The organism is Nocardia sp. CNY236, assembly GCF_000482385.1.
Taxonomy (GTDB): Bacteria; Actinomycetota; Actinomycetes; order Mycobacteriales; family Mycobacteriaceae; genus Nocardia.
This window is the reverse complement of sequence record NZ_AXVD01000003.1, coordinates 255,737-279,812: the sequence shown is the minus strand read 5'-3', so window position 1 is coordinate 279,812 and position 24,076 is coordinate 255,737. Positions and strand designations below refer to the sequence as shown.

At 66.1% G+C, this 24,076-nt stretch carries 24 protein-coding genes; 7 read left to right on the top strand and 17 right to left on the bottom strand.

Annotation, left to right across the window (positions count from 1 at the left end):
- The first annotated feature begins 143 nt into the window (after nucleotides 1-143).
- Nucleotides 144-587, top strand: coding sequence for a hypothetical protein (locus K940_RS0104675; protein WP_028476579.1), 444 nt, complete (start codon nucleotides 144-146; stop codon nucleotides 585-587).
- A 9-nt stretch (nucleotides 588-596) separates the two neighbouring features.
- Here K940_RS0104675 and K940_RS0104670 read toward each other — a convergent pair whose 3' ends face one another.
- From K940_RS0104670 to K940_RS0104630, 8 genes are all read right to left on the bottom strand, one after another.
- Nucleotides 597-1,049 carry a flavodoxin family protein gene (locus K940_RS0104670; RefSeq protein ID WP_028476578.1) on the bottom strand — a complete coding sequence of 151 codons (453 nt, stop codon included), beginning with the start codon at nucleotides 1,047-1,049 and terminating at the stop codon, nucleotides 597-599.
- 39 nt (nucleotides 1,050-1,088) lie between these two features.
- Nucleotides 1,089-1,589 carry a tetratricopeptide repeat protein gene (locus tag K940_RS0104665; RefSeq protein ID WP_051406868.1) on the bottom strand — a complete coding sequence of 167 codons (501 nt, stop codon included), beginning with the start codon at nucleotides 1,587-1,589 and terminating at the stop codon, nucleotides 1,089-1,091.
- On the bottom strand, nucleotides 1,586-2,332 hold the full coding sequence (gene dapB, locus K940_RS0104660; protein ID WP_028476576.1) for a 4-hydroxy-tetrahydrodipicolinate reductase: 747 nt from the start codon (nucleotides 2,330-2,332) through the stop codon (nucleotides 1,586-1,588). Before dapB ends, K940_RS0104665 begins: the two co-directional genes overlap by 4 nt.
- A 165-nt stretch (nucleotides 2,333-2,497) precedes the next feature.
- Entirely contained in the window at nucleotides 2,498-3,610 is a 1,113-nt protein-coding gene (locus K940_RS0104655; protein WP_028476575.1) for an alcohol dehydrogenase catalytic domain-containing protein, read from the bottom strand.
- Nucleotides 3,611-3,737: 127 nt separating this feature from the next.
- A complete protein-coding gene (locus K940_RS0104650) occupies nucleotides 3,738-5,078 on the bottom strand; it encodes a pitrilysin family protein (protein WP_028476574.1) in 1,341 nt (446 codons plus the stop codon).
- A gap of 38 nt (nucleotides 5,079-5,116) precedes the next feature.
- Nucleotides 5,117-7,393 (bottom strand): polyribonucleotide nucleotidyltransferase, encoded by a 2,277-nt coding sequence (locus K940_RS0104645; protein WP_028476573.1) that lies wholly within the window; start codon nucleotides 7,391-7,393, stop codon nucleotides 5,117-5,119.
- A 530-nt stretch (nucleotides 7,394-7,923) separates the two neighbouring features.
- Nucleotides 7,924-8,193, bottom strand: coding sequence for a 30S ribosomal protein S15 (rpsO, locus tag K940_RS0104635; protein ID WP_028476571.1), 270 nt, complete (start codon nucleotides 8,191-8,193; stop codon nucleotides 7,924-7,926).
- Between the two features lie 174 nt (nucleotides 8,194-8,367).
- On the bottom strand, nucleotides 8,368-9,336 hold the full coding sequence (locus K940_RS0104630; RefSeq protein WP_081706163.1) for a bifunctional riboflavin kinase/FAD synthetase: 969 nt from the start codon (nucleotides 9,334-9,336) through the stop codon (nucleotides 8,368-8,370).
- 539 nt (nucleotides 9,337-9,875) lie between these two features.
- Here K940_RS0104630 and K940_RS0104625 point away from each other — a divergent pair.
- The gene (locus K940_RS0104625; RefSeq protein WP_155980743.1) at nucleotides 9,876-10,631 is read left to right on the top strand and encodes a metal-dependent transcriptional regulator; all 756 of its coding nucleotides are present in this window, start codon (nucleotides 9,876-9,878) and stop codon (nucleotides 10,629-10,631) included.
- Between the two features lie 106 nt (nucleotides 10,632-10,737).
- Here the strand turns inward: K940_RS0104625 and K940_RS26950 are convergent, their stop codons facing one another.
- Together K940_RS26950 and K940_RS0104615 are read right to left on the bottom strand one after the other, a co-directional pair.
- Nucleotides 10,738-11,871, bottom strand: a complete 1,134-nt coding sequence (locus tag K940_RS26950) for a tartrate dehydrogenase (RefSeq protein WP_051406867.1) — start codon at nucleotides 11,869-11,871, stop codon at nucleotides 10,738-10,740.
- Complete coding sequence (locus tag K940_RS0104615; protein ID WP_028476568.1) at nucleotides 11,831-13,303, bottom strand: NAD-dependent succinate-semialdehyde dehydrogenase; 1,473 nt, start codon at nucleotides 13,301-13,303, stop codon at nucleotides 11,831-11,833. The genes K940_RS26950 and K940_RS0104615 overlap by 41 nt, the downstream gene beginning before the upstream one ends.
- Before the next feature lie 166 nt (nucleotides 13,304-13,469).
- Between K940_RS0104615 and K940_RS0104610 the strand changes: the two genes are divergently transcribed.
- On the top strand, nucleotides 13,470-14,711 hold the full coding sequence (locus K940_RS0104610; protein ID WP_028476567.1) for an aspartate aminotransferase family protein: 1,242 nt from the start codon (nucleotides 13,470-13,472) through the stop codon (nucleotides 14,709-14,711).
- Nucleotides 14,712-14,743: 32 nt separating this feature from the next.
- On the top strand, nucleotides 14,744-15,238 hold the full coding sequence (locus tag K940_RS0104605) for a DUF3830 family protein (protein ID WP_028476566.1): 495 nt from the start codon (nucleotides 14,744-14,746) through the stop codon (nucleotides 15,236-15,238).
- A 35-nt stretch (nucleotides 15,239-15,273) separates the two neighbouring features.
- Here K940_RS0104605 and K940_RS0104600 read toward each other — a convergent pair whose 3' ends face one another.
- On the bottom strand, nucleotides 15,274-16,674 hold the full coding sequence (locus K940_RS0104600) for an amidase (protein ID WP_051406866.1): 1,401 nt from the start codon (nucleotides 16,672-16,674) through the stop codon (nucleotides 15,274-15,276).
- A gap of 12 nt (nucleotides 16,675-16,686) precedes the next feature.
- Nucleotides 16,687-17,652: a D-2-hydroxyacid dehydrogenase gene (locus K940_RS0104595; protein ID WP_028476564.1), complete on the bottom strand. Its 966-nt coding sequence runs from the start codon at nucleotides 17,650-17,652 to the stop codon at nucleotides 16,687-16,689.
- 86 nt (nucleotides 17,653-17,738) lie between these two features.
- Here K940_RS0104595 and K940_RS0104590 point away from each other — a divergent pair, with 86 nt between their 5' ends.
- The 3 genes from K940_RS0104590 to K940_RS0104580 are packed head-to-tail and all read left to right on the top strand — an operon-like array spanning nucleotide 17,739 to nucleotide 19,898.
- Nucleotides 17,739-18,479 (top strand): Asp/Glu/hydantoin racemase, encoded by a 741-nt coding sequence (locus tag K940_RS0104590; protein WP_028476563.1) that lies wholly within the window; start codon nucleotides 17,739-17,741, stop codon nucleotides 18,477-18,479.
- Nucleotides 18,480-18,514: 35 nt separating this feature from the next.
- Nucleotides 18,515-19,246 (top strand): maleate cis-trans isomerase, encoded by a 732-nt coding sequence (locus K940_RS0104585; RefSeq protein WP_036527463.1) that lies wholly within the window; start codon nucleotides 18,515-18,517, stop codon nucleotides 19,244-19,246.
- Nucleotides 19,233-19,898 carry a GntR family transcriptional regulator gene (locus K940_RS0104580; RefSeq protein WP_028476561.1) on the top strand — a complete coding sequence of 222 codons (666 nt, stop codon included), beginning with the start codon at nucleotides 19,233-19,235 and terminating at the stop codon, nucleotides 19,896-19,898. Before K940_RS0104585 ends, K940_RS0104580 begins: the two co-directional genes overlap by 14 nt.
- Before the next feature lie 34 nt (nucleotides 19,899-19,932).
- Here K940_RS0104580 and truB read toward each other — a convergent pair whose 3' ends face one another.
- The 5 genes from truB to rbfA form a co-directional block, all read right to left on the bottom strand.
- The gene (truB, locus tag K940_RS0104575) at nucleotides 19,933-20,832 is read right to left on the bottom strand and encodes a tRNA pseudouridine(55) synthase TruB (protein WP_028476560.1); all 900 of its coding nucleotides are present in this window, start codon (nucleotides 20,830-20,832) and stop codon (nucleotides 19,933-19,935) included.
- Nucleotides 20,832-21,500 carry a 4'-phosphopantetheinyl transferase Npt gene (gene npt / locus K940_RS0104570; RefSeq protein ID WP_028476559.1) on the bottom strand — a complete coding sequence of 223 codons (669 nt, stop codon included), beginning with the start codon at nucleotides 21,498-21,500 and terminating at the stop codon, nucleotides 20,832-20,834. Before npt ends, truB begins: the two co-directional genes overlap by 1 nt.
- Nucleotides 21,501-21,569: 69 nt before the next feature.
- Nucleotides 21,570-22,529, bottom strand: a complete 960-nt coding sequence (locus K940_RS0104565; RefSeq protein ID WP_028476558.1) for a metallophosphoesterase — start codon at nucleotides 22,527-22,529, stop codon at nucleotides 21,570-21,572.
- 51 nt (nucleotides 22,530-22,580) lie between these two features.
- The gene (locus K940_RS0104560; protein ID WP_028476557.1) at nucleotides 22,581-23,585 is read right to left on the bottom strand and encodes a bifunctional oligoribonuclease/PAP phosphatase NrnA; all 1,005 of its coding nucleotides are present in this window, start codon (nucleotides 23,583-23,585) and stop codon (nucleotides 22,581-22,583) included.
- A gap of 13 nt (nucleotides 23,586-23,598) precedes the next feature.
- Nucleotides 23,599-24,039 carry a 30S ribosome-binding factor RbfA gene (gene rbfA, locus K940_RS0104555; RefSeq protein WP_028476556.1) on the bottom strand — a complete coding sequence of 147 codons (441 nt, stop codon included), beginning with the start codon at nucleotides 24,037-24,039 and terminating at the stop codon, nucleotides 23,599-23,601.
- Between the last annotated feature and the right edge of the window lie 37 nt (nucleotides 24,040-24,076).

Below are 24,076 nucleotides of genomic sequence, written 5' to 3'. Positions count from 1 at the left end.
GAAAAGGCTACCCGGTCGCAGATGCGCCTCGACACCGTCGTCGGTGGTCGCGCGGCGGCGTGGCGCACATTCCGATAGCCCGACAGTGCAACGACATCATCTCAACCCTTGATTGACGTCATTCTTGACACCATAATGCTGTCATGGATCTGACCAAATACACCGCTCAACTGCGGGAGAACCTGATCGCCGCAGCAGCACTCGGCGACGAGTCGACCCAGGCAACGGCAGCAACGCTGGCCTCTGCGACGGAGAACTCGGCCCGGCTCGTGCTCCTGGCCGCGCTATCGGATCTCGCGAGCGAGGTCAGCTCGGCACTCGACGGCCACACGGTTCACGTCTCGGTCGACGACACCGACGCGCACGTGGATGTGCGCAAGAACACCCCGACGAACGAGGCACCGACATTCGAGGAGATGACCGGCGACATCAGCCGGGTCACGCTGCGCCTGGTCGAACAGATGAAGGCTCGCGCGGAAGAGGCCGCGGCCCAAAGCGGTCAGTCGCTCAATTCGTGGCTGTCGCATGCCGTACACGGCGCGTTGCGCGACCAGATGCGCAAACCGGATCCGAGGGACTACTACTGAGCCGGCCGGTCAGCGCATCAGATGCGCTGCCACCGTGGCGCCCAACTCCCGGCAGCTCTCGAGCTGCGCCATGCTCGGTGGACCGGAGACGATCGTCGGCGCGACGACCTTGTGCCACCCCAGACCCGTGGTCACGGTCTCGATGCCGCGCTCGGCGCCCTCGGTCCCTTCGTTGCCGTGAATGTACACGCCGAACGGGCGGCCGCGAGTCGAGTCCAGGCACGGGTAGTAACACACATCGAACGCGTGCTTGAGCGCGCCGCTCATATACCCCAGATTCGCCGGGGTACCCAGCACGTAGCCGTCGGCCTCGAGCATGTCGGTCGGCGTGAGGGTCAACGCCGCGCGACGAACCACGTCCACGCCCTCGATCTCGGGGTCGGTGGCCCCGGAGACGACCGCTTCGAACATGGCCTGCATCGCCGGCGACGGAGTGTGATGAACGATCAACAGCCGAGACACGCGCCCGAGCCTAGCGTCGACGCCGCTGCGCCGCAGCGGTCAGACCTCGCGGCGCTCGTGCTGTTCCAACGCGACCGCCCGACGCATGGTCTGCCGCGCTCGTGCGCGGTCGCCTGCGTAGTCGTAGGCACGGGCGAGGCGGTAGGAGATTCGCCAGTTGTCGGGATCGGCCTCCCATTCCGCCTCGACCGACGCGAACAGCTCGTCGGCTGCGGCGCGCTCGATCCGGCCCGACGGCAAGCGCGGCAGCCGCGAGACGTCGAGTTCGAGGCCCTCGTCGTGTATACGCCGGGCCAGATGCTGATGCGCCAGTGCCGCGCGGAGGGTGGCCACGACGATCCACACACCCAGCACCGGCAAGATCAGCACCCCCACCCCCAAGGCGATCGCCGCCGGCTCCCCGGAACCGATCCACACGAACGCTTTGTGACCGAGCCGAACGAAATAGAAGCCGAGCACGATGATCGCCGCCACGATCGGCCCGACGACTTTGGCAACTGCTGCGCGGCCCGGCAGTTCGACCGGATCGGACCCGCTCATAGGTCCAAGAACGAGTCGAGCCCCACGGTGAGGCCCGGCCGTTTCGCAATGTCACGCACGCCGAGCAGGACGCCGGGAGCGAAAGAGGAGCGATCGATCGAGTCGTGCCGGATGGTGAGGGTCTCACCCTGGGTGCCGAACACTATCTCCTGGTGGGCCACCAGGCCCGCCGCACGTACCGCATGGACCCGCACGCCCGCCACTTCGGCGCCACGCGCACCGGCCAACTCGGTGGTCGTCGCATCGGGGCTGCGCTCCAGCCCCGCCTCGTCCCGAGCGGCGGCGATGACACCCGCAGTGCGGTAGGCAGTGCCGGAGGGCGCGTCCGCCTTGTTCGGGTGGTGCAGCTCGATGATCTCGACCGACTCGAAGAACCGGGCGGCCTGTGCAGCGAAACGCATCGACAGCACGGCGCCGATAGCGAAATTCGGTGCGATCAGCACGCCGACCCGAGGATGCTCTGCCAGCCGGTCTCGCACTTCGGCCAGTCGAGCCTCGTCGAACCCGGTGGTACCGACCACCGCGTGCATACCGTTACGCACCACGAACGCCAGATTTTTCATCACCGCATCCGGGTGGGTGAAGTCGACGACCACCTCCGCGCCGGCCGCAGTCAGCTGGTCGAGCGAATCGCCCTTGTCGATCGCGGCGACCAATTCCAGATCGTCCGCCGCGGTCACCGCCGAACAGATCGCCTGTCCCACTTTGCCCCGCGCTCCGAGCACTCCGACCCGTATGGCCACCGCACCTCCTCGTTCCGTCTCGATCGGTGCCAGCCTATCGAGCGCGTGTGCCGATCCCCACGTGGACCTGCCTACCCACGCAGGTGCGAGCACTCGCGCAATGCCCGCGCCACCGCAGGTCGGCCAGCTGCCCAGCCGATGCTCGCCGCCAACCGACCCGCTCGATCAGTCGACGACGATCATCTGGCGCAGGGCATGGCCGGCGGCGAGGTCGTCCATCGCGCGGTTGATGTCGGCCAGATCGACCCGTGCGGAAATGAGTCGCTCCACTGGAAGGCGGCCGGCCCGCCACCTGCGGACGTACTCGGGGATGTCGCGAGCGGGTACGGCGGAGCCCAGGTAGCTGCCGACGATGGATCGCCCCTGAGCGACCAGAGCCAGCGGCGAAATGCTCGCCCGTGCATCGGGAGCGGGGAGACCGACGGTGACCGTGGTGCCACCAGGAGCAGTCGCCGCGACCGCGGTCTCGAAAGCGCGAACCGCGCCCGCGGCCTCTACCACGATCTCGGCCTGCACGCCGCGCTCGGCGATCTCGGCCGGGGTATAGGCCGCGTGTACGCCCAATTCGCGGGCGAGGGCGAGTTTTTCCGGCACGGTGTCCACCGCGATGACCTCGTGTCCGTCGGATGCTTCCGACAGGGCAACCAGAACCGCCGCCATTCCGACACCACCGAGGCCCACGACCATGATCCGGTCTCCTGCGCCGGGCTTGGCCGAGTTCAGCAGCGCGCCACCACCAGTGAGCACTGCACAACCGAGCGTCGCGGCAACCTCCGGCGGCACGTCGTCGTCGACGGCGACCACCGATCTGTGATCTACCACCGCGTAGGTGGCGAAGGCCGATACTCCCAAATGATGATGCACCTCGACGCCGTCACGCACCAACCGCCGCCCGCCGCCGAGAAGTTCACCCGCATTGTTCGCCCGGCTGCCCGGCACGCACGGAGTGCGCCCGCCGCTGGCACAGCCGGCACACGCACCGCAACGCGGTAGGAAGGTCATCACCACACGTTGGCCGATCCCGATGTCGGGGGTATCCGAACCGACCGCTTCGACAATTCCCGCGGCCTCGTGTCCCAGCAACATCGGCATCGGGCGCACCCGGCTACCGTCCACGACCGACAGGTCCGAATGACACAGCCCCGCTGTCTCGATTCGAACCAGCAACTCACCCGGCCCGGGTGCACTCAAGTCCAGTTCACAGACGGTGACCGGCGCCGACTCGATGAATGGCGCACGCGCCGAGGTCCGCTCCAGGACCGCCCCACGAATCTTCATGGCGCCGACGCTACCTTCTGCCCTCTGCATCTGTGCGAGCGCTCACCATCTCGCAGGGAGCCGATGGTCCGCGTCCGACACCACCTGCCGTCCGGCCGAGCGTCGGCACGCGCCCACCCGCGCCCGATCAACTCGGCACCAGGCGCCGCACAGCCAAGGGCAGATCACGGACCCGGCGGTACGGTCCGGCAACCGACGCCGCGAAAGGACGCGACAGCACGGTGCGCGCGACCTCGGCCACCTCCTCGGTGGTGACCGCGTCGATACGCGCCAAGGTTTCCGACAGACTGCGATGGTTGCCATAGCTCAGTTCGCTCCGACCCAGGCGATTCATCCGTGAGGCGGAATCCTCCAAGCCGAGGACCAGGCCACCCCGCAACGAACCCTTGGCTCGGGCGCACTCGGCCTCGCTGATGCCCTCAGCGGCGACCTCGTCCAAGACGCCGCGTGCGAGCGCGGCCACTTGGCCGAGATTCTCCGGCTGACAGCCGATGTACACCGAGAACGCGCCGGTGTCGGCGAAGGTGTCGACACTGGAATACACCGAGTACGCCAACCCGCGTTCTTCCCTGATCCGTTGGAACAGACGCGAACTGAGCCCGCCACCGACCACTGTGTTCAGCACCGACAGCGGCCAGCGCCCGTGCCCCTCGTGCCGCCCGAAAGCGCGGACGCCGAAGGCGAGATGCGCCTGCTCGGTGTCGCGGTGGTTGCGCTGCAGCACCGGATCACCCTGCGGACGGAATCGACCCTCGCGACGCCGCGCGGGCGTTCCGGCCGGGTCGAGCCGTTGCTCGAAAGCACGGTGCACCAATTCCACGGTGCGATCGTGATCCACATTGCCCGCGACCGCGACCACCATCCGATCCGGCCGGTATCGGCGCCCGTGGAAGGAGCGCAACTGGCCAGCACGCATGGCCTCGATGGATGCCATGGAGCCGATGACCGGTCGCCCGATCGGGTGGTCGCCGAACAATGCGGTCAAAAACGAGTCGCCGACCAGATCCTCGGGATCGTCGTCGCGCATGGCGATCTCCTCGAGCACCACCTGACGCTCCACGTCGACATCGACCGAGCGACACAATCCGTTGAGCACCACATCCGAGACCATGTCCACGGCCAACGCCAGGTCCTCGTCCACGACATGCGCGTAGTAGCAGGTCTGCTCCTTGGCGGTGAACGCGTTGAGTTCGCCACCGACCGCGTCCATCGCCTCGGCGATGTCGAGCGCCGAGCGGGTCGGTGTCGCCTTGAACAGCAGATGCTCCAGGAAGTGCGCGGCGCCGGCGACGGTGGGACCCTCGTCGCGCGAGCCGACCCCTACCCAGATCCCCACAGAGGCCGACCGCACTCCGGGTAGGCGCTCGGTGACCACCCGCAATCCACCGGGCAGCACCGTGCGCCGCACACCGCTATCGGAGTCCACCGTTGCTTCGAGTGACGAACCCCCCTGCCCGGCGTCGAGCAGAGGGGTTGTCGTCTTCTTCTTCGTCACACAGACCAGTACTACTCGGTCCCGGCCGCGCTCGCGTCGGCCGGGTCCCCACCGGTCTCCTCGGCGTTTTCCTCGACCGGCACCAGCGAGATCTTGCCGCGGTTGTCGATATCGGCGATCTCCACACGCAGTTTGTCGCCGACGTTCACCACATCCTCGACCTTGGCCACCCGCTTGCCATTGCCGAGCTTGGAGATGTGCACCAGGCCATCCCGGCCGGGCAACAACGAAATGAACGCCCCGAAGGCGGTGGTCTTGACCACCGTGCCGAGGAAGCGCTCGCCCACCTTGGGCAGCTGTGGGTTGGCGATGGCATTGATCGCGTCGATCGCGGCCTGCGCCGACGGACCATCGGTCGCGCCGACGAACACGGTGCCGTCGTCTTCGATCGAGATATTGGCGCCGGTGTCCTCGGTGATCTGGTTGATCACCTTGCCCTTGGGGCCGATCACCTCACCGATCTTGTCGACCGGAATCTTGATCGCGGTGACCCGCGGCGCATAGGGGCTCATCTCGTCCGGTGTGGCGATGGCCTCGGCCATCACGTCCAGGATGGTGGTACGCGCATCGTGCGCCTGGCTCAAGGCACCGGCCAGCACTTGCGAGGGGATGCCGTCCAGCTTGGTGTCCAACTGCAGCGCGGTCACGAACTCGCGTGTCCCGGCGACCTTGAAGTCCATGTCACCGAACGCGTCCTCGGCGCCGAGGATATCGGTCAATGCGACATAGCGGACCTCGTCTTCGCCCTTGTCGTTGCGGACGTTGTCCGAAACCAAGCCCATCGCGATACCGGCGACCGGCGCCTTCAGCGGCACTCCCGCATTCAACAACGACAGGGTGGAGGCGCACACCGATCCCATCGACGTGGAGCCATTGGAGCCCAGCGCCTCCGAGACCTGTCGGATGGCATACGGGAACTCCTCCTGGCTGGGCAGCACCGGCATCAGCGCTCGCTCCGCCAGCGCGCCGTGTCCGATTTCGCGCCGCTTGGGCGAACCGACCCGGCCCGTCTCACCGGTGGAGAACGGCGGGAAATTGTAGTGATGCATGTAGCGCTTGCTGGTCTCTGGGCCCAGCGAATCGACCTGCTGCGCCATCTTCACCATGTCCAGAGTGGTGACGCCCAGAATCTGCGTTTCGCCGCGTTCGAACAATGCCGAGCCGTGCGCCCGCGGCACCACCGCAACCTCGGCGGACAGCGCGCGGATATCCGCCAATCCGCGACCGTCGATGCGGAAGCCATCGGACAGGATGCGCTGACGCACCAGGTGCTTGGTCACCGAACGGAACGCCGCGCCGATTTCCTTCTCGCGCCCGGCGAAAGCATCTCCGAGACGGTCCAGGACGGCCAGTTTGATCTCGTCGATCTTTTCCTCGCGTTCCTGCTTGCTCGGGATGCTCAGCGCATCTGCGAGTTCGCGGGCCGCGGCGCCCTCGACAGCCTCGTACGCATCCGGGCCATACGGTGGGAAAAGTGGGAATTCTTCGGTGGGTTTGGCGGCCAGCTCGGCGAGGTCCCGCTGCGCCCGGCACAGTCGAGCGATGAACGGCTTGGCGGCTTCCAACCCCTCGGCCACGACCGCCTCGGTCGGTGCCGACGCGCCCCCTTCGACCAACGCCATGACGTTCTCGGTGGCTTCGGCCTCGACCATCATGATGGCCACGTCACCGGATTCGACCACCCGGCCGGCCACGACCATGTCGAAGACCGCACTCTCGAGCTGCTCCGCGGTCGGGAAAGCGACCCATTGTCCCTGGATCAACGCGACGCGCACGCCGCCGACCGGGCCGGAGAAGGGCAGGCCGGCGATCTGGGTGGACGCGGACGCGGCGTTGATCGCCACCACATCGTAGAGGTCCTTCGGGTCCAGGCTCATCACAGTGACCACGACCTGGATCTCGTTGCGCAGCCCGTCGACGAACGACGGGCGCAGCGGGCGGTCGATCAACCGGCAGGTCAGGATCGCGTCTGTGGACGGGCGACCCTCACGACGGAAGAAGGACCCCGGAATACGCCCCGCGGCGTACATCCGCTCCTCCACGTCCACCGTCAACGGGAAGAAGTCGAACTGGTCCTTGGGCTGTTTGCCCGCCGTCGTCGCCGACAGCAGCATCGTCTCGTCGTCCAGGTAGGCGACGACCGAACCGGCGGCCTGCCGGGCCAGACGGCCGGTCTCGAATCGGATGATACGGGTGCCGAAGCTGCCGTTGTCGATCAGCGCGACGGACTCGAACACTCCGGGCTCGACCTCGATGGCCGAGGTCCGTCGTTCGGTTGTTTCGGTCATTCTTCTCTCAACCTCTCGTCTTCGCCGGCTCGAGCGCCGTGTCGGCGCGAGCCGGCCGTCGTCAGCCGTACCGGATACGGGCGCACGGCGACCGTCGTGGCCGCGACGCGCGCACCCGGCCGAATCCCCTTGGAAACAGCGACGCGGAGGCGGTCATCGATTGAAGCCCGACGGCGCGACATCGCTGCCGAAAGGCCACTACCGAAGACCGACGCCACGCGGTCGGGTGCATACGGCTGTGCAATGTTGTCGTGCGGCGAGGCGGCGTGCGCCCGGATACACGAGAAGCCAACGAGGAGAGTGTACGTCTCCCCGTTGGCCGAACTGTCGACTGCCTCGGGTCGTCGAGACCGCAGGGCCGGATTCTGCCGGGCCACCGGCCGCTGGGCTGCCCCGGCGTCAACCGCCCGCCGGCCGGCATCCGCCGGCCGGCTCACTGCGCACCGGCTCCGATACCCCGGGCCTCGCCTGCTCGCAGACGGACCATCACTGGCCGGCACGGACGCGCCGGCACCGCGAACCGTGTCCGGTCACCGCCGCAAGCCGAGGCGCTCGATCAGCGATCGGTAGCGGTTGATGTCTTTGTCCTGCAGGTACTTCGACAGCCGCTTGCGACGACCGATCAACGCCATCAAGCCGTGACGCGTGTGATGGTCGTGCTTGTGAGTCTTCAGATGCTCGGTGATGTCCGCGATCCGCTTGGATAGCAGCGCGATCTGCGCCTCTGGTGAGCCGGTATCCTTTTCGTGCAGGCCGTACTCGGCAAGAATCGCCGACTTCTGCTCGGTGGTCAGCGCCATGAGGCATCCACTCCTCTGTCTCAGTTCCGCGCTCGAATTCCCGGTTACCCGGCACAGGCGCCGCCGCGGACCGCAGCAAACCCGAGCTGCACCCTACCGGACTCAGGTCTCGGACCGAAATCACCACTACGACGCGAACCGCGAGTCGGTCACACGGCGGGAGCCGCGAGTCGGTCACCGTGCGTCGGCTGTCAGGATCTTGCGGGCAGTTTCCACATCACGGCCCATGGTTTCGGTGAGCTCGTCGACCGAATCGAAGGCCCGCTGGGCACGCACATGATCGACGAAATCGATCGCGACGTGCTGGCCGTAGAGGTCGGCCTCGCCGTCGAGCACGAACGCCTCGACGGTACGGGCACGACCGGAAAAGGTCGGGTTGGTGCCCACCGAGATCGCGGCCATCGCTCGATCGCCAGGCTTCACGGACCCTATGACCGGGCCGGAGCCGAGCACCGTGAACCAGCCGGCATACACCCCGTCCGCAGGAACCGCTGCATGCATCGGAGGAGCGACATTCGCGGTAGGAAACCCGAGCTGCTTGCCGCGACCGTCGCCGTGCACCACGACACCCTCGACACGATGGGGACGACCCAATGCCTCGGCGGCGGCCACCATGTCGCCGGCATCGACGCACGCGCGGATATAGGTCGACGAGAAGGTCACCGCGTGCTCACCGAGCAGCGTCACCGCGTCGACCTCGAAACCGAAGCGGCGACCCAGATCGTTCATGGTCGCCACTGTGCCCGCCGCCTTCTTGCCGAAGGTGAAGTTGTCCCCGACCACCACCTCGACCACATGCAACCGCTCGACCAGCAAATCGTGGACATAGCGCGCGGCGGTCAGTTTCATGAATTCCTGGGTGAACGGTATGACGCAGAACACATCGACACCCAACTGTTCGGCCAGTTCGGCGCGGCGGGCCAACGTGATCAGCTGCGCTGGATGCGTACCAGGGCGAACCACTTCCATGGGGTGGGGGTCGAAGGTCATCAGCACCGCAGGCACGCCACGCGCGGCAGCGGACTTCACCGCACGACTGATCAACTGCGCGTGACCGCGGTGCACGCCGTCGAACACACCGATCGTGAGGACACAACGTCTCCAGTCTGCAGGCACTTCGTCGAGACTTCGCCATCTCTGCACACTGCGCAGCCTACGCACCTCGGGTAGCGAACAGCATTCGGGTGTGCTGATGTCACACAACACTTCTTGCCCGACTGCGCGGTGCCGACTGCGCCGGCGGTGGTATCGACTGCGCCGGGATACGCCGAGCACACTCCAGCAGCGGACTGCCACAGTGCACGGCGATCATACCGCGCGACCCTCGGGGCTGTGCTGGTTTCCGTTCCGAGGACTTCGGTTTTCGATTGCGAGAATCCTGGGCGGCCCACCCTAAGAATTCGCTTCTGTCGGCACTCGAGCACGAAACCTTGTGCTCATTGTGCATATTCGCCGCCCACTGTTCGGCTTTCTCCATCGAGTAACCGATCCTGGGTTTTGCTCGGCGGGTGCCCGGATCCGGGTTGCCGGAATCGCTCGGGACGCGTCGACCGAATTCGCACCGACTGCGTGCCCCGAGTGCCTCGAGACCGCGCCTCGTGTATCCGCACGCTACCCTCGACGCCACCCGGCCGGAATGTCCGAATGTGTACATCGGGCTCGTAATGCTTAAGCTCGACTATATGCCCGGTAAACGAGATATCGCCACGCGACGCGAGCTGGCCGACACCTCCGTGCCGGGTGCGGCACCCGGCGGCACCTCGACGGTCGCGCCAGCGCTGTCATCGGTTGCGCAGGACTATCTGAAGGTCATCTGGACCGCGCAGGAGTGGGGCCACGACAAGAAGGTGTCCACAAAATTGCTGGCGGAGAGAATCGGCGTGTCTGCCTCGACCGTCTCCGAGGCCGTGCGCAAGCTGGCCGACCAAGGTCTGGTGGAACATGCTCGCTACGGCGCGATCACCCTGACGCCCGAAGGACGGCGCGTCGCGGTCGCCATGGTGCGCCGACACCGACTGATCGAAACATTCCTGGTGAACGTGCTCGGCTACGGCTGGGACGAAGTACACGACGAGGCCGAGATACTCGAACACGCGGTGTCGGAGTTGTTGATGGAGCGCATCGACGCCAAACTCGGCTACCCAGACCGTGATCCACACGGCGACCCGATTCCGTCGGTCGACGGCGCGGTACCCACCCCACCCGCGCGGCAGCTGATCGACTTCACCGCGGGCGAATCCGGCTGGGTCGCAAGGATATCCGATGCGGACCCGGATATGCTGCGCTACTTCGACTCCGTCGGCATCGCATTGGATACCGCGATCACGGTCATCGAACGGCGTGACTTCGCGGGCACCATCGCCATTCGTATCGGCACCACCGATGCAGCCACGGACTTGGGATGCCCTGCTGCCGAGGCGATCTGGCTTCGCACGTGAGCATCCAGCTACTTCCACCCGATACCCGAGCACCCCGCGGGATGTCGACCACCACACAGGCCACGCAACGCTCACCGGAGGGCTCGGCGTTCTCGAGTCGCGACCCTCACCCAGGATTCGCAGCCGCGGCGCGGCCGATCAGTTCGGTGGCGCGCCTGGCCACGGCATCGGCGAGTTCGCCTGTCGTGGCGGATCCGCCGAGGTCCGGGGTGCGCACCTCGCCGGCCGCGAGCACATCGCACACGGCCTGATCGACAGCCCCGGCCGCGACGGATTCACCGAGATGCTCGAGCAGCATCGCGCCGGCCAGAATCTCGGCGATCGGATTCGCTATCCCCTGCCCCGCAATATCCGGGGCACTACCGTGCACGGCTTCGAACATCGACGGACCGGTGCGCTCGGGATTGATATTGCCCGACGGGGCCAGACCGAGCCCGCCGGTCACAGCCGCGGCGAGGTCGGAGAGGATGTCGCCGAACAAGTTCGAACCCACGATCACATCGAGCCGCTCGGGGTGCAGCACCAGCTCCGCGGCCAATGCATCGACGTGCATCTGGCGCGCGTGCACGTGCGGATAGTCCGCCGCGACGAATTCGAAGATGCTGTCCCAGTAGGGCATCGAGTGAATGATCCCGTTCGATTTGGTCGCCGAGCACAGTCGCCCGGACCGTTCGCTGGCGCGCTCGAAGGCATACCGAATGATTCGTTCACACCCGGTACGGGTGAACACCGATTCCTGGAGCACGAATTCGTCCGGGCGGCCGGTGTTGTGGATGCCGCCGATCTGGGAATATTCTCCCTCGGAGTTTTCCCGGACGATGACGATGTCCAAGTCGTCGGCCGTCCGTGCACGCAGCGCCGATTCCGTGCCGGGTAGCAGGCGAACCGGACGCAGGTTGACATACTGGCCGAACTCGCGCCGCACCGGGATCAACAAACCCCACAGCGACACATGGTCGGGTACGCCGGGAAAGCCGACCGCGCCGAGCAGGATCGCATCGAAACCGGACAAGCGCTCGAGGCCGTCGGGTGGCATCATCGCGCCAGTGCGCGTGTAGTTTTCACACGACCAGTCGAATTCGGTCCACTCCAGTCCGGATACCACGGCATCGAGAACTCGCGTTGCCGCCGCGGTAACGTCGACCCCGATCCCGTCTCCGGGGATGCTGGCGAGGCGGTAGGTGCTCACCGGCGCTCCTTCACAGTCGCACTCCGATGTATTTGGTTTCCAAGAACTCATCGATCCCGGTGGGGCCGCCCTCGCGACCGAGTCCGGACTCCTTGACGCCACCGAACGGCGCTGCCGGGTTGGACACCACTCCCTGGTTGAGTCCCACCATTCCGGTTTCCATCGCCTCGCTTACCCGCAGGCCCCGGCGCAGACTCTCGGTGAACACATAGCTCACCAATCCATAGGGGGTGTCGTTGGCCCGGCTGATCGCCTCGTCCTCGGTGTCGAATACCCCGATCGCGGCGACCGGGCCGAAAATCTCGGTGTGGCACAGCTCGGCCTCGTCCGGCACATCGACGAGCACCGTCGCCGGATAGAACGTGCCGGGGCCGTCCATCGCGGTGCCGCCGGTGAGCACCGTCGCGCCGCGAGCGCGTGCGTCGTCCACTAGCCGCTGCACTTTCGCCACCGCATCGGCATCGATCAGCGGACCGACCACCACGTCGGGCTTGGTGCCCCGCCCCATCGGCAGCGCCGCCATCCGGTCGGCGAGTCGCTGCGCGAACAGATCCGCGACATCACGCTGGACGAGGAACCGATTGGCGGCCGTACAGGCCTGACCGATATTGCGCATCTTCGCCTCGACCGCGCCGTCCACCGCTACCTCGATATCCGCGTCGGCGAACACCAGTACCGGGGCGTTGCCACCGAGTTCCATCGAGGTTCGCATCACCGTGCGCGCGCACTGCTCGAGCAACTGCTTGCCGACCGTGGTCGAACCGGTGAACGACAGCTTGCGGGAGCGGTGATCGTGGATCAACGGCGTCATCAACGCAGCGGGGTCTGTGGTCGTCAGAACGTTGACCACGCCGGCGGGCACTCCGACCGCGGCGATCACCTCCGCCAACGCCAGCATCGAAAGCGGCGTCTGCTCGGCTGGTTTCACCACGCAGGTACACCCGGCCGCGAGCGCGGGAGCGATCTTGCGCGCACCCATCGCCATCGGGAAGTTCCATGGAGTGATCAGCAAGCTCGGTCCGACCGGTTGCCGGGCGACCACGAATCGGGATCCGCCGGTCGGCGCGGGCATGTATCCCCCGTCGATCCGCACCGCTTCTTCGGCGAACCAGCGGAAGAACTCCGCGGCGTAGGCGATCTCCCGGCGCGCTTCGTCCAGCGGTTTGCCCATCTCCAGCGTGGCGAGCAGTCCGAGTCGGTCGCTATCGGCCACCAGTGCCCGATGCACCTCCATCAGCAGCTCGGCCCGCTCCCGCGGTGCCGTGCGGGCCCAATCCGGTTGCGCCGCGCACGCTGCGTCCAAGGCCGTGAGCCCGTCCGCCGCATCGGCGTCGGCCACGGTACACAGTTCGTCGCCGGTCGCCGGGTCGAAGACCGGAAACGTCCTGGCGGTTTTGCGCCACTCGCCATCGATGAACAGACCACGCGGCGCGGTGTCGATCACAGTCTGTTCGACGGAACTCGAGACGGTATCGGTGAGCATCGTCGGTGGCTCCTTCTCGGCACCGCGCAGCGTTCGGCCATTGCTGCGACCCGTGCGGCTATGTTATGCATATTGTCGACAATCCGACAATAGACGATCGCATCGGCGTTCCTTGCCAGCACAGTCCGACCGACCTCATCCCTTCTGCTCCGGGAGGCGCATCACCATGGCCGAGTTGTCGCCCATCCTGAAACAGGCCACTGCGGTGACCGTCGATCACGGCGCCGGGTGCTATGTCTTCGGCACCGACGGCCGCCGGTACCTGGACTTCACCGCCGGCATCGGCGTCACCAGCACCGGTCACTGCCACCCGCATGTGGTCGCGGCAGCGCAAGCACAAGTGGCAACCCTGATCCACGGCCAGTACACGACCGTGCTGCATCGTCCACTGCTCGAGTTGACCGATCGACTCGGCCGCGTACTGCCGACCGGGCTCGACGCGTTGTTCTTCGCCAATTCCGGTAGCGAGGCGATCGAAGCCGCGCTCCGGCTGGTGCGCCAGGCCACCGGGCGACCCAATGTCGTGGTCTTCCACGGTGGATTCCATGGACGCACCGTCGCCGCTGCGACCATGACCACCTCCGGCACCCGCTTCTCGGCCGGATTCAGCCCACTGATGTCGGGTGTGCATGTCGCTCCCTTTCCCACTGCGTTCCGCTATGGCTGGAGCGAGTCCGAGGCCACCGCATTCGCGCTGCGTGAGCTCGACTATCTGTTCGCCACACTGACCTCTCCAGCGGAAACGGCCGCGTTCATCGTGGAGCCGGTACTCGGCGAAGGCGGCTACATCCCCGGAAATGCCGAGTTCTTTCACGGATTGCGTGAACGCGCCGACCGACACGGCATCTTGTTGGTGTTCGACGAGATCCAGACCGGTTTCGGACGTACGGGAAGGTTCTTCGGACACGAGCACTTCCACGTGCGTCCGGACGTGATCACCATTGCCAAAGGACTGGCCAGCGGATTCCCGCTCTCGGGTATCGCTGCTGCGCGAGAGCTCATGGCACGGGCATGGCCGGGATCACAAGGCGGCACCTACGGCGCGAACGCCGTGTCCTGTGCGGCAGCGATTGCCACGCTCGACGTCATCGAATCCGAAGGACTGGTCGCCAACGCCGCGGCGAGAGGCACACAACTGATCCGTGGCGTGCGTGACAGCGCCACCAAAGCGATCGGCGATGTGCGCGGCCTCGGACTGCTCGTCGGCGCCGAATTCGTCACTGCTACCGGCGAGCCCGATCCCGCTACCGCGGCGGCCGCCCAACGCAGCGCAGCGGCCAAGGGACTGCTGCTGCTGACCTGCGGAGCCCTGATGAACGTGGTGCGCATGATTCCGCCACTGATCGTGACCGACACCCAGATCCAGGATGCCCTCACGATCTGGTCGGAGGTCTTGGCCGAACTGTAATGCCGCTGGGAACGAACCGAAAGCAGGACCGCATGGCCCGCTATATCACCATCACCCTGATCAAGGCTGCGGTGACCTGTCGCGCCCGCCTCCTGGATGCGGAGGCGCCGCACACCTGCGCGGCTGTGTGGCACGCGCTACCGCAGGCAGGTGACGCCTTCCACGCCAAGTACGCCCGCAACGAGGTGTACACACTGCTGCCACGGATCGACGCGGCGCCGCACCGAGAGAATCCGACCGTTACCCCGATCCCCGGCGATGTGTGCCTGTTCGACTTCGAACCGTGGGAGATCGGCAATCCAGCCTACGGCTACGAGTCCGGCTCGGTGGCCGGCCACGATCAGGGGGCTACCGACCTCGCTCTCTTCTACGGGCGTAACAATCTGCTGATCAACGGCGATCTGGGCTGGGTCCCGGGCAATGTCTTCGCCACCATCGAAGAGGGCCTGCCCGAGCTGGCCTCGGCGTGCAATGCACTGTGGCTCCGCGGAGTCGAGGGCGAACAACTCGCCTTCGCTCGCGCGTGAAACCCAACCGTGCGCGACCTTCCCGCCACCGGCGTTCAGGCCGACAGAACGAATTCGGCGTACCGAGCGACCGCCAACACCAGATCGTCGGAATGCCGCGGTCCGACGATCTGCAATCCCACCGGGAGACCTGTGCGGGTGACGCCGGCCGGAATGCTGATCGCGGGCTGTTGGGTGAGGTTGAACGGATAGGTGAACGGCGTCCACTCCGACCACGTGCGCACGCCGCTGTCGGGAGGTACATCGTGCCCGGCAGCGAACGCGGGGATCGGCACCGTGGGCGTGATCAACACGTCGTAGTCGGCGTGGAAGGCACCCATTGCAATGCCGATCCGTGCCGCCACGTCGCGCGCCGCGAGATAGTCGACGGCACTGACCGCTTCACCGTGTTCCCACATTCTGCGCAGCCCAGGGTCGACACGCTCTCGGGTGCCGTCCGGGAAGCCGGAGAGCATGGCCGCCGCCCCCGCCGCCCACAACAATTCGAAGGCATCGCGCGGATCGTCGAATCCCGGATCGGCGGCCACGACGCGCAACTCGGCTCCGGCGAGTCGATCGACCGCACGGTCCACGATCTCGGCGACCTCCGGGGCGACCTCGGCATAGCCCAGCGACTTCGAATACGCCACCCGCAGTCCGCGAACGTCGCGCTGCATTTCTCCGCGGAAGGTGGTGACCGTGGGAGCCAACGACGTCGGGTCGCGCGGATCGGGCAACGACAGGATGTCCATCAGCAGCGCCGCGTCCTCGACGGTCCGGGTGATCGGGCCGGCATGCGCCAATGGACCGAAGGGACTGGCCGGATACAACGGAATGCGACCGTAGGTGGGTTTGAAGCCGACGGTCCCGCAGAACGCGGCCGGAATTCGAACGCTGCCGCCGCCGTCGGTTCCCACCGAGACCGGACCCATGCCCGCCGCGACGGCCGCCGCGCTGCCGCCGGAGGACCCGCCCGCGGTCGTGGACGGGTCTGCCGGGTTACGGGTGATTCCGGTCAGTGGGCTGTCGGTGACCGCCTTCCACGCGATCTCCGGGGTCGTGGTCTTTCCGACGAACACCATGCCGTCTTCGCGCAACCGCGCGGCCACCGGGCTGTCGACCAGCCATGGGCCGGCCGGGTCGATCGAGGTGGAGCCACGTCGAGTGGGCCAGCCCTCGGTCAGGAAGACGTCCTTGATCGAGATCGGTACTCCGTCGAGCAGGCCGCGCGCGTGGCCGGACTGCCACCGCGCCTCGGATTCCTTCGCCTGCACCATGGCGCGGTCCGGGTCGACCAGACAGAACGCGTTGAGCGCCCCGTCGCGGTCGGCGATCGCTCGCAGTATCGCCTCGGTCGCCTCCACAGGCGACAACGCGCCGGACGCATACGCGGAGACCAACTCGACCGCAGTCAGCGCGGTCGGATCGGTGGGTTGGTTCCTATCGGGGTAACTCATGGATGGACTCCTTCAACTGGGCACGTACCCCAGCCTTTTGTCGACCACATTGTCCAGCGGATGGCCGGCGATCCATTTGTCGAAGTTGTCGGTGAACGCCTCGACGACTTCACCGCGCCACCCGATGACATCTGCTCCATTGTGCGGAGTGATCCGGACATTCGGTAGTTCCCACAGCGGGTGGTCCTTCGGCAACGGCTCCGGGTCCACGACGTCCAGCGCCGCGCCGGCGATCGACCCGACGCACAACGCGGCCACCAGATCGTCGGTGACGACGAGTTCCCCACGTCCGACGTTGACGAACCTGGCATGGGGAGGCATCGCGGCGAAAGCGTCCGCGTCGAACATGTTCCTGGTCTCGTCGGTCAGCGGAGCGATCGCGATCACATAGTCGGCCCGAGCCAACTCATGATGCAGGTCGGTGCCGACGACGCCGAAATCCGGATCTGCGAGACGTTCTCGCCGGCCGACTGCGCGTATGGACATCCCGACCGCGCGCAACAAACGAGCGATGTGTCGTCCGATCGAACCGGTACCCACGATCAGCGCTGTTCTTCCCGCGATCCGCTCGGATTCTCGATGACGCCATTCGTGACGCTGCTGCAATTCCAGCGAGCCGGAGAAGTCCTTGGCGAAGGCGAGGATCTGCGCGAGCACGTATTCGGCCATGGCCGAATCGAAGACACCTCGCGTATTGGTCACCACCACGTCGCTCCCTCGAAGCTCGGGAAACATCGCTGGGTCGACACCGGCCGATCCCATGTGCAACCATCGCAGCCGATCGGCAGCATGCCACGCACCAGGCAATGCACGGGTGCCGAAGTCGTAGACGAACAGCACCTCCGCCCCACGAAGGGCGTCTGCGAGGCCGTTCTCCTCGGTATAGCGAACGGTCGCGCGCTGTGCGATACGAGTCATGTACTCGACGTCGGGCACACTGTCACTGTGCAGGACGGTGACAATAGGGCCCTGATTCACATTGACACAGTAAGATGAGATCGTATGATTGTCAACAATCCGATCGGGTTCGGAGGTCGTCCCAGCTGAATGCGAGAGGGGCCGCAGTGGATCTGAGCTTTCCCGACCTCGACGGGCCCGTTGCGCAGCGGGGCATCGGCATCATCGCCCCGTTCGATCTCGCACTCGAACGGGAGCTGTGGCGTTGGGCGCCCCTGGAGGTGAGCCTGCACCTGGCCCGCACGCCCTACGAGCCGGTCCCGGTATCGCTGGAGATGGCCGAGTTGGTGTCCGCGTCTGCGCACCTGACCGCGGCGACCCGTAATGTCTTGCACGTGGAACCCGAGGTGGTCGCGTACTTGTGTACCTCGGGCAGCTTCATCAAAGGCCTTGCACACGAACGGTCGTTGCGGGAGACCATCTGCAGCGCCGGAGCCCAAGACGCCGTCACCACCTCGGGCGCGCTGCTCGAGGCGATCCGACATCTGGGGCTCACCCGCATCTCGGTGCTCACTCCATACGACGAGATCCTCACCCACAAGTTGCACGACTTCCTCGCCGAGGCCGGATGTCAGGTCGTGCGCTCCGACCACCTCGGCCTGGGCGGCGGTATCTGGAAAGTCGGCTACCGCACCATAGCCGACCGTATCGTCGGCGCCGACGACCCCGCGGCCCAAGCCATCTTCGTCAGCTGTACCAACCTGCCCACCTACGACGTGATCGAGCCGTTGGAGAACGCGCTCGGCAAACCCGTACTCACTGCCAACCAACTCACCATGTGGGCCTGCCTCGGGCGGATGAAACTGCCGATGATGGGACCTGGCAAGTGGCTGCTCAACGTTTTCTGAAGGAATCGACGTTTCTGAAGGAAGAAGTATCACGCATGCGCGAACCGACCGTCGGCATCATCTATCCCGATCACGCGGCCGAAGACGACTACCCGCTCGCGGCGGCGGCGCTCGGTGTCCACCTGCCGGTGGCCCACATCTACGGCACCGATCTGCACGCCGTGCCGGAACTGCTCGACCTGGGTAGCCCGGACAAGCTGCGTGGCGGCGTCACACAGCTGGCCACTCACCGGCCCGACGCCGTCGTATGGGCCTGCACCTCGGGAAGTTTCGTCTACGGACCCACGGGGCTGCGCGAGCAGGCCCGTACTCTGGCGACCGCAGCGGGTGTACCGGCGACCAGCACCAGCCTCGCGTTCGCCGACGCGGTGCACACGCTCGGCCTCCACACCGTGGCAGTGGCCGCGAGTTATCCCGACGAGGTCGCCGAATTGTTCGTGGAGTTCCTCACCGATGCCGACATCGACGTCGTCTCCATGTCGAGCGCAGGGATCGACACCGCGGCGGAGGTCGGAACCCTGGCCCCACGCGATGTGGTCCACTTGGCCGTCGACAACGACCATCCCCGAGCACAGGCGCTGCTCGTTCCCGATACCGCCATGCACACCATGGGTGTGCTCACCGAGCTGGAGGCCACGCTGGGTAAACCGGTGCTGACGGCCAACCAGGTCTCCATTTGGGCCGGCCTACGCCTGGCGGGCGCCGCGCCGGTCGCCTCCGGGTTCGGCACCCTGTTCGCGGAAAGGCAGACCGATGCCGGTCGTTGATTTCGAGCCGGTCAACCGGCAATCGACTGCGGAGATGATCGCCGATCGGCTGCGCACGGCGATCATGCGCGGCACCGTTGCTCCCGGGTCACAATTGGGCGAGGCCGACCTGGCCGCGCAGTTCGCGGTCTCCCGCGGACCTGTGCGTGAGGCCATGCAACGCCTGGTATCCGAGGGCCTGCTACACAGCATCCCGCACCGCGGCATCTTCGTCATCGAACTGACCTTGGAGGACGTCGTCGATGTCTACCGAGCCAGAACAGCACTCGAAGGCGGCGCGCTCCAGCTGATTCTGGACGGACGTCGCGCTATCGCCTACAAAGCACTCGAGCCCAGTATCGAGGAGATGGTCGCGTGCGCGGAACGCGGGGATGCGGTCGGGGTTTCCGACGCCGACCAGGCTTTTCACGAGGCCTTGGTGGAGAGTGCGGCCAGCTCGCGACTGATGCGGGCAGCCCGGACCCTGCTGATCGAGACCCGCATGTGTCTGGGCGCCCTGCAGACCACCTACCCGGACCTCCGCGCCCAGGCCCGCGAACACGTCGACCTGCGTGATGCCATTGCCACCGACGACCCGACGGATGCATACGCTCGACTCGTCGAGCACATGGATGACGCCGTGCGCCGACTCGGCCAGCACATCGGCACCTGACCAGCAGTGCAGCCTACGGCCTGACACTCGACCGCTACCTGGTGGCGGGGCGCACCACCATGACCGACGCGGCCCGCCGACCACTTTCGCGCACCAACGCGATCGCCTGTCCGGCCGGATCGACAGCCGCGTATACGCCGGATATCCCGACCGGTTCGAGCCACCGGCCGTTACGCAGGTCCTCTGCTTGCGCATCATCGATATCGCGGCAGACGAAGGCGGTGCGCACTGCCCGATCCATGTCGAGGCTCAGCAACTGCCGCCCCGATTCCGCGGCGGAGGCCAACTCGTCCAGCGTGCGAGCCTCATCGAGAGTGAACGACCCGACCCGCGTGCGGCGCAACCCGGTCAAATGGCCGCCCACGGTCAATGCGGCGCCCAGGTCTCGAGCCAGAGCACGGACATAGGTGCCCGAGGAGCATTCGATCGACACGTCCAGATCCACGAAATCCCCCACATCGCGGCGGGCGAGGACGTCGAATCGCGACACGGTGACCGGCCGCGCCGGTAGCCGCACGTCTTCACCCGCGCGGTGACGCGCATAGGCGCGTTCGCCGTTCACCTTGATCGCGCTCACCGTGGCAGGTACCTGGTCGATGTCGCCGGTCGATTCGGCGATGCGCGCCGCGATGTCCGAGTCGGTCACGTGACCGGCGGGTGTGGTGGCGACCACTTCACCCTCGGCATCGTCGGTGCTCGTCGCCTGCCCGAGCCGAATGGTCGCCCGGTAGGCCTTACTGGTCGGAGCGAGCAGCCCGAGCAGCTTGGTCGCACGGTCCACACCGAGCACCAACACGCCGGTCGCCATCGGATCCAACGTTCCCGCGTGTCCGATCTTCTTCGTCCGCAATAGCCTCCGGCACCTCGAGACCACATCGTGGCTGGTCATACCACCTGCCTTATCGATGATGAGCAGCCCGCCCAGACCATCCATCAGATGTGCACGATCGTGGTGAGGATGTAGCCTTCTGCGATCGACCAGCGGCCGTCGAACGATTGCAGCGGCGCCCCGCCGTCGGTGGTCGAACCGGGTACCAACAATTCTGAATGGAAGCTGCCGTGGCCGGACTCGGCGGAGCGCTCCTCGATCTCGAAAGTGATGTGCGCGTCCTCGAAACCCAACCATCGCGTGGTCAGCGGAAACCATGCCTTGAAGGTGGCTTCCTTGGCACAGAACAGCAAACGATCCAGGTGCAATTCCGACCCCGTTGTCCGCAGCCACATGCGCTCCGCGGGCAGGCTGACCGAGTCCAGCACCCCGTCGGGCAATGTCTCGTGCGGCTCGGCGTCGATCCCGATGGAACGAAACCGCAGGGCATGGCCGAGTGCCGCGGCCCGGTAGCCGTCACAATGGGTCAGGCTGCCGACGATCCCACGCGGCCACACCGGAGCGCCTTGTTCGCCCTTGCCGATCGCGACCGGCGGCTCGCCGAGCTGCTCGAGCGCCAGCCGAGCACAGTGCCGAGCGCCGATGAAATCACGACGCCGCTTCTCGACCGACTTGGCGATGAGATGCTCCTCCGCCGGATACGGCTGCAGATCCTCCGGGTAGGCCAGCAGCTCGGCCGAGGCCACACCTGCGGGCAGAATGTTCTCGATCATCACCATAGAGCCTAGTCGAGCCACCCGGCCGGGATCTGTTCGCAAGCCCTTCACCGGCATTCACGAGTGCTACGCCGAACCGCGCCGCCGCTGGGCTCTGCTGCGCAAGGCCGCGGCGGCGGCCTCCATCTCCGGGGTCACCCGAAAATGACCGCCCCACCTGTTCAACGTGCCCGGCGGATACTGCGGTGTCGGCAGAATCTGGCGCAGCAGCCGTTCGGGCATGCCCCGGCGCTGCCATTCCCGCGGATATCCGAGCGACACTTCTTCGAAACGGACGCCGTCGTAATGCGTGGTTCGAGGGATGTGCAGGTGGCCGTACACCGAGCAGACGACGTTGTAGCGAATGTGCCAGTCGGCGGTCGAGTCCGTACCGCACCACAACGCGAATTCCGGGTAGAACAAGACGTCGGTCGGCTCGCGTACCAAGGGGAAATGGTTGACCAATACGAGCGGGGTGTCGGGCGCCAGCGCGTCGAGCTTGCGCTCGGTCGCCTGCACGCGGGCCCGGCACCACGCATCTCTGGACTGATAGGGCTCTGCCGAGAGTAGGAACTCATCGGTTGCCACCACATTGCGTTCCCTGGCGATCGCGAGCCCCTGCGCCTTGGTGGTAGCCCCGTCCGGCAGGAACGAATAGTCGTAGAGCAAGAACATCGGCACCACGGTCACCGGCCCGCCGTACTCTTCCGCGCCGGCACCCTCCCAGATCGGGAACGGATCCTCCGGGGTGAGCACGTCCAGATCACGGCACATCGCAACCAAGTAGTCGTAACGCGCGACCCCGGAAATCTGCACCGGATCCTTCGCCGTGGTCCACAGTTCGTGATTGCCCGGCACCCAGATCACCTTGGCGAACCGGCTGCGCAGCAGCTGCAATGCCCACCGGATGTCGTCGGTCTTCTCTCCCACGTCTCCGGCCACGATGAGCCAGTCCTCCGGTGAGTCCGCCGTGATCTGCTCGACCACCGGCCGATTCCCTTGGTGCCCGACGTGCACGTCGCTCACCGCCATCAACTTGGGTATCACCACACCTACCTTGGCATATCGATTCCCGGGCGTGTGCACCGGCCGCTACCGTCACATGTCGAGCGCCGTCAACAACGCGGCGACCATGTCGTCGGGGGTTCCATACCCGGTGTACCCAGCGGCGAAACGATGACCACCCCCACCCAACATCGTGGCCACCTCGGCCACGTCCACGCTGTCACCGGCGTGCAGCGCCACGTAGCGGGACCGAAGCGACACCGTCCACCGGTCCGGCGTCGTGCAGGACTGCTTGAATACGGCTGCAATGGCCGCTTCGGCGCTCGTGCGCACGATGTCGATGACGCTGTCCACTTCTTCCGACGACATTCCTTGGACCTCGTTGCAATACGCGAAGGCATACACCAACCCGACGCCGTCGTGCGCGCCCGGCACGAGCCGCGCCGTCGCCAGCACCCGAGACAGCATCGACAGCCATCCGAACGGGTGGCAGTCCATCAAGGTACGGGCGATCTCAGCACCATCGATCCCCGTCGCCAACAGTCTCTCGGCCAAGGCGTGCGTGCCCGGCCGCACCCAGCGGAACGAGCCGGTGTCGGTGACCAAACCGGCATACAAGCACTGCGCGACATCGCAATCGATCGGCACATCCCACTCGTCGAACAGCTGGGCCATCAGACTCGTGGTGGACTCCGCACCAGGATCGACGACATTGATCGATCCGAATCGAGTATTCGATCGGTGATGATCGATCACGATCGTGCTATTTGCGCCGGCCAGCCGGTCGGCGAGCGCTCCGAGCCGACCCGCGCTGCCACAATCGACCGCAACCAGAAGATCCACTTCGGTGCGCACGTCCGCCGGGGCCACTACATGCCCTGTCCCCGGCAGCGACCGCATCGACGCCGGCAGCTCGGCCGGTTCGGCGAACGATACCTGCACGGGGATCCCTCGCCGATGCAGGACCAGGGCCAGGGCCAGGCCACTTCCTATCGTGTCCGCATCGGGTTGGACATGGCACAGCACCGTCACCGAGCGCGCTGCTTGCAGCGCCGCCACGGCCGTGGCCAGACCTAGCGGTTCCCGCATCGTCCTCATCGACTATCGCAGGTCACTCGACGGAATCACGCTCTTTGTACGGGTCCACGTCCCCGGCATGCCGAGCGGTGGCGGCGACCCTGGCCACGGCACTATCCGCTGCCCGCGCCTTGGCCAGTAGTTCCTCCATCTGCCGCGCCGCATCGGGCACGGTGTCGAGCACGAACGCCAGCGTCGGAGTGAACTTCACCCCGGTTGCGGCACCCACCTTCGAACGCAGCACGCCTTTGGCCTTCTCCAGTCCCGCAGCCACGCCTTCGTAATCCGGTTCGGTATCGAGTGTCTCGCCCATCACCGTGTAGTACACCGTCGCCTCCCGGAGATCGCCGGTGACCTTGGCGTCGGTGACAGTCACGAAACGCAGCCGCGGATCCTTCACCTCATGTTCGATCGCGGTCGCCACGATCGAAGAAATCCGCTTCGCGAGTCGGCGTGCCCTGGCTTGATCCACCATGGCCGTTTCCTCCTCACTGGTAACTCTGTTCGATTGC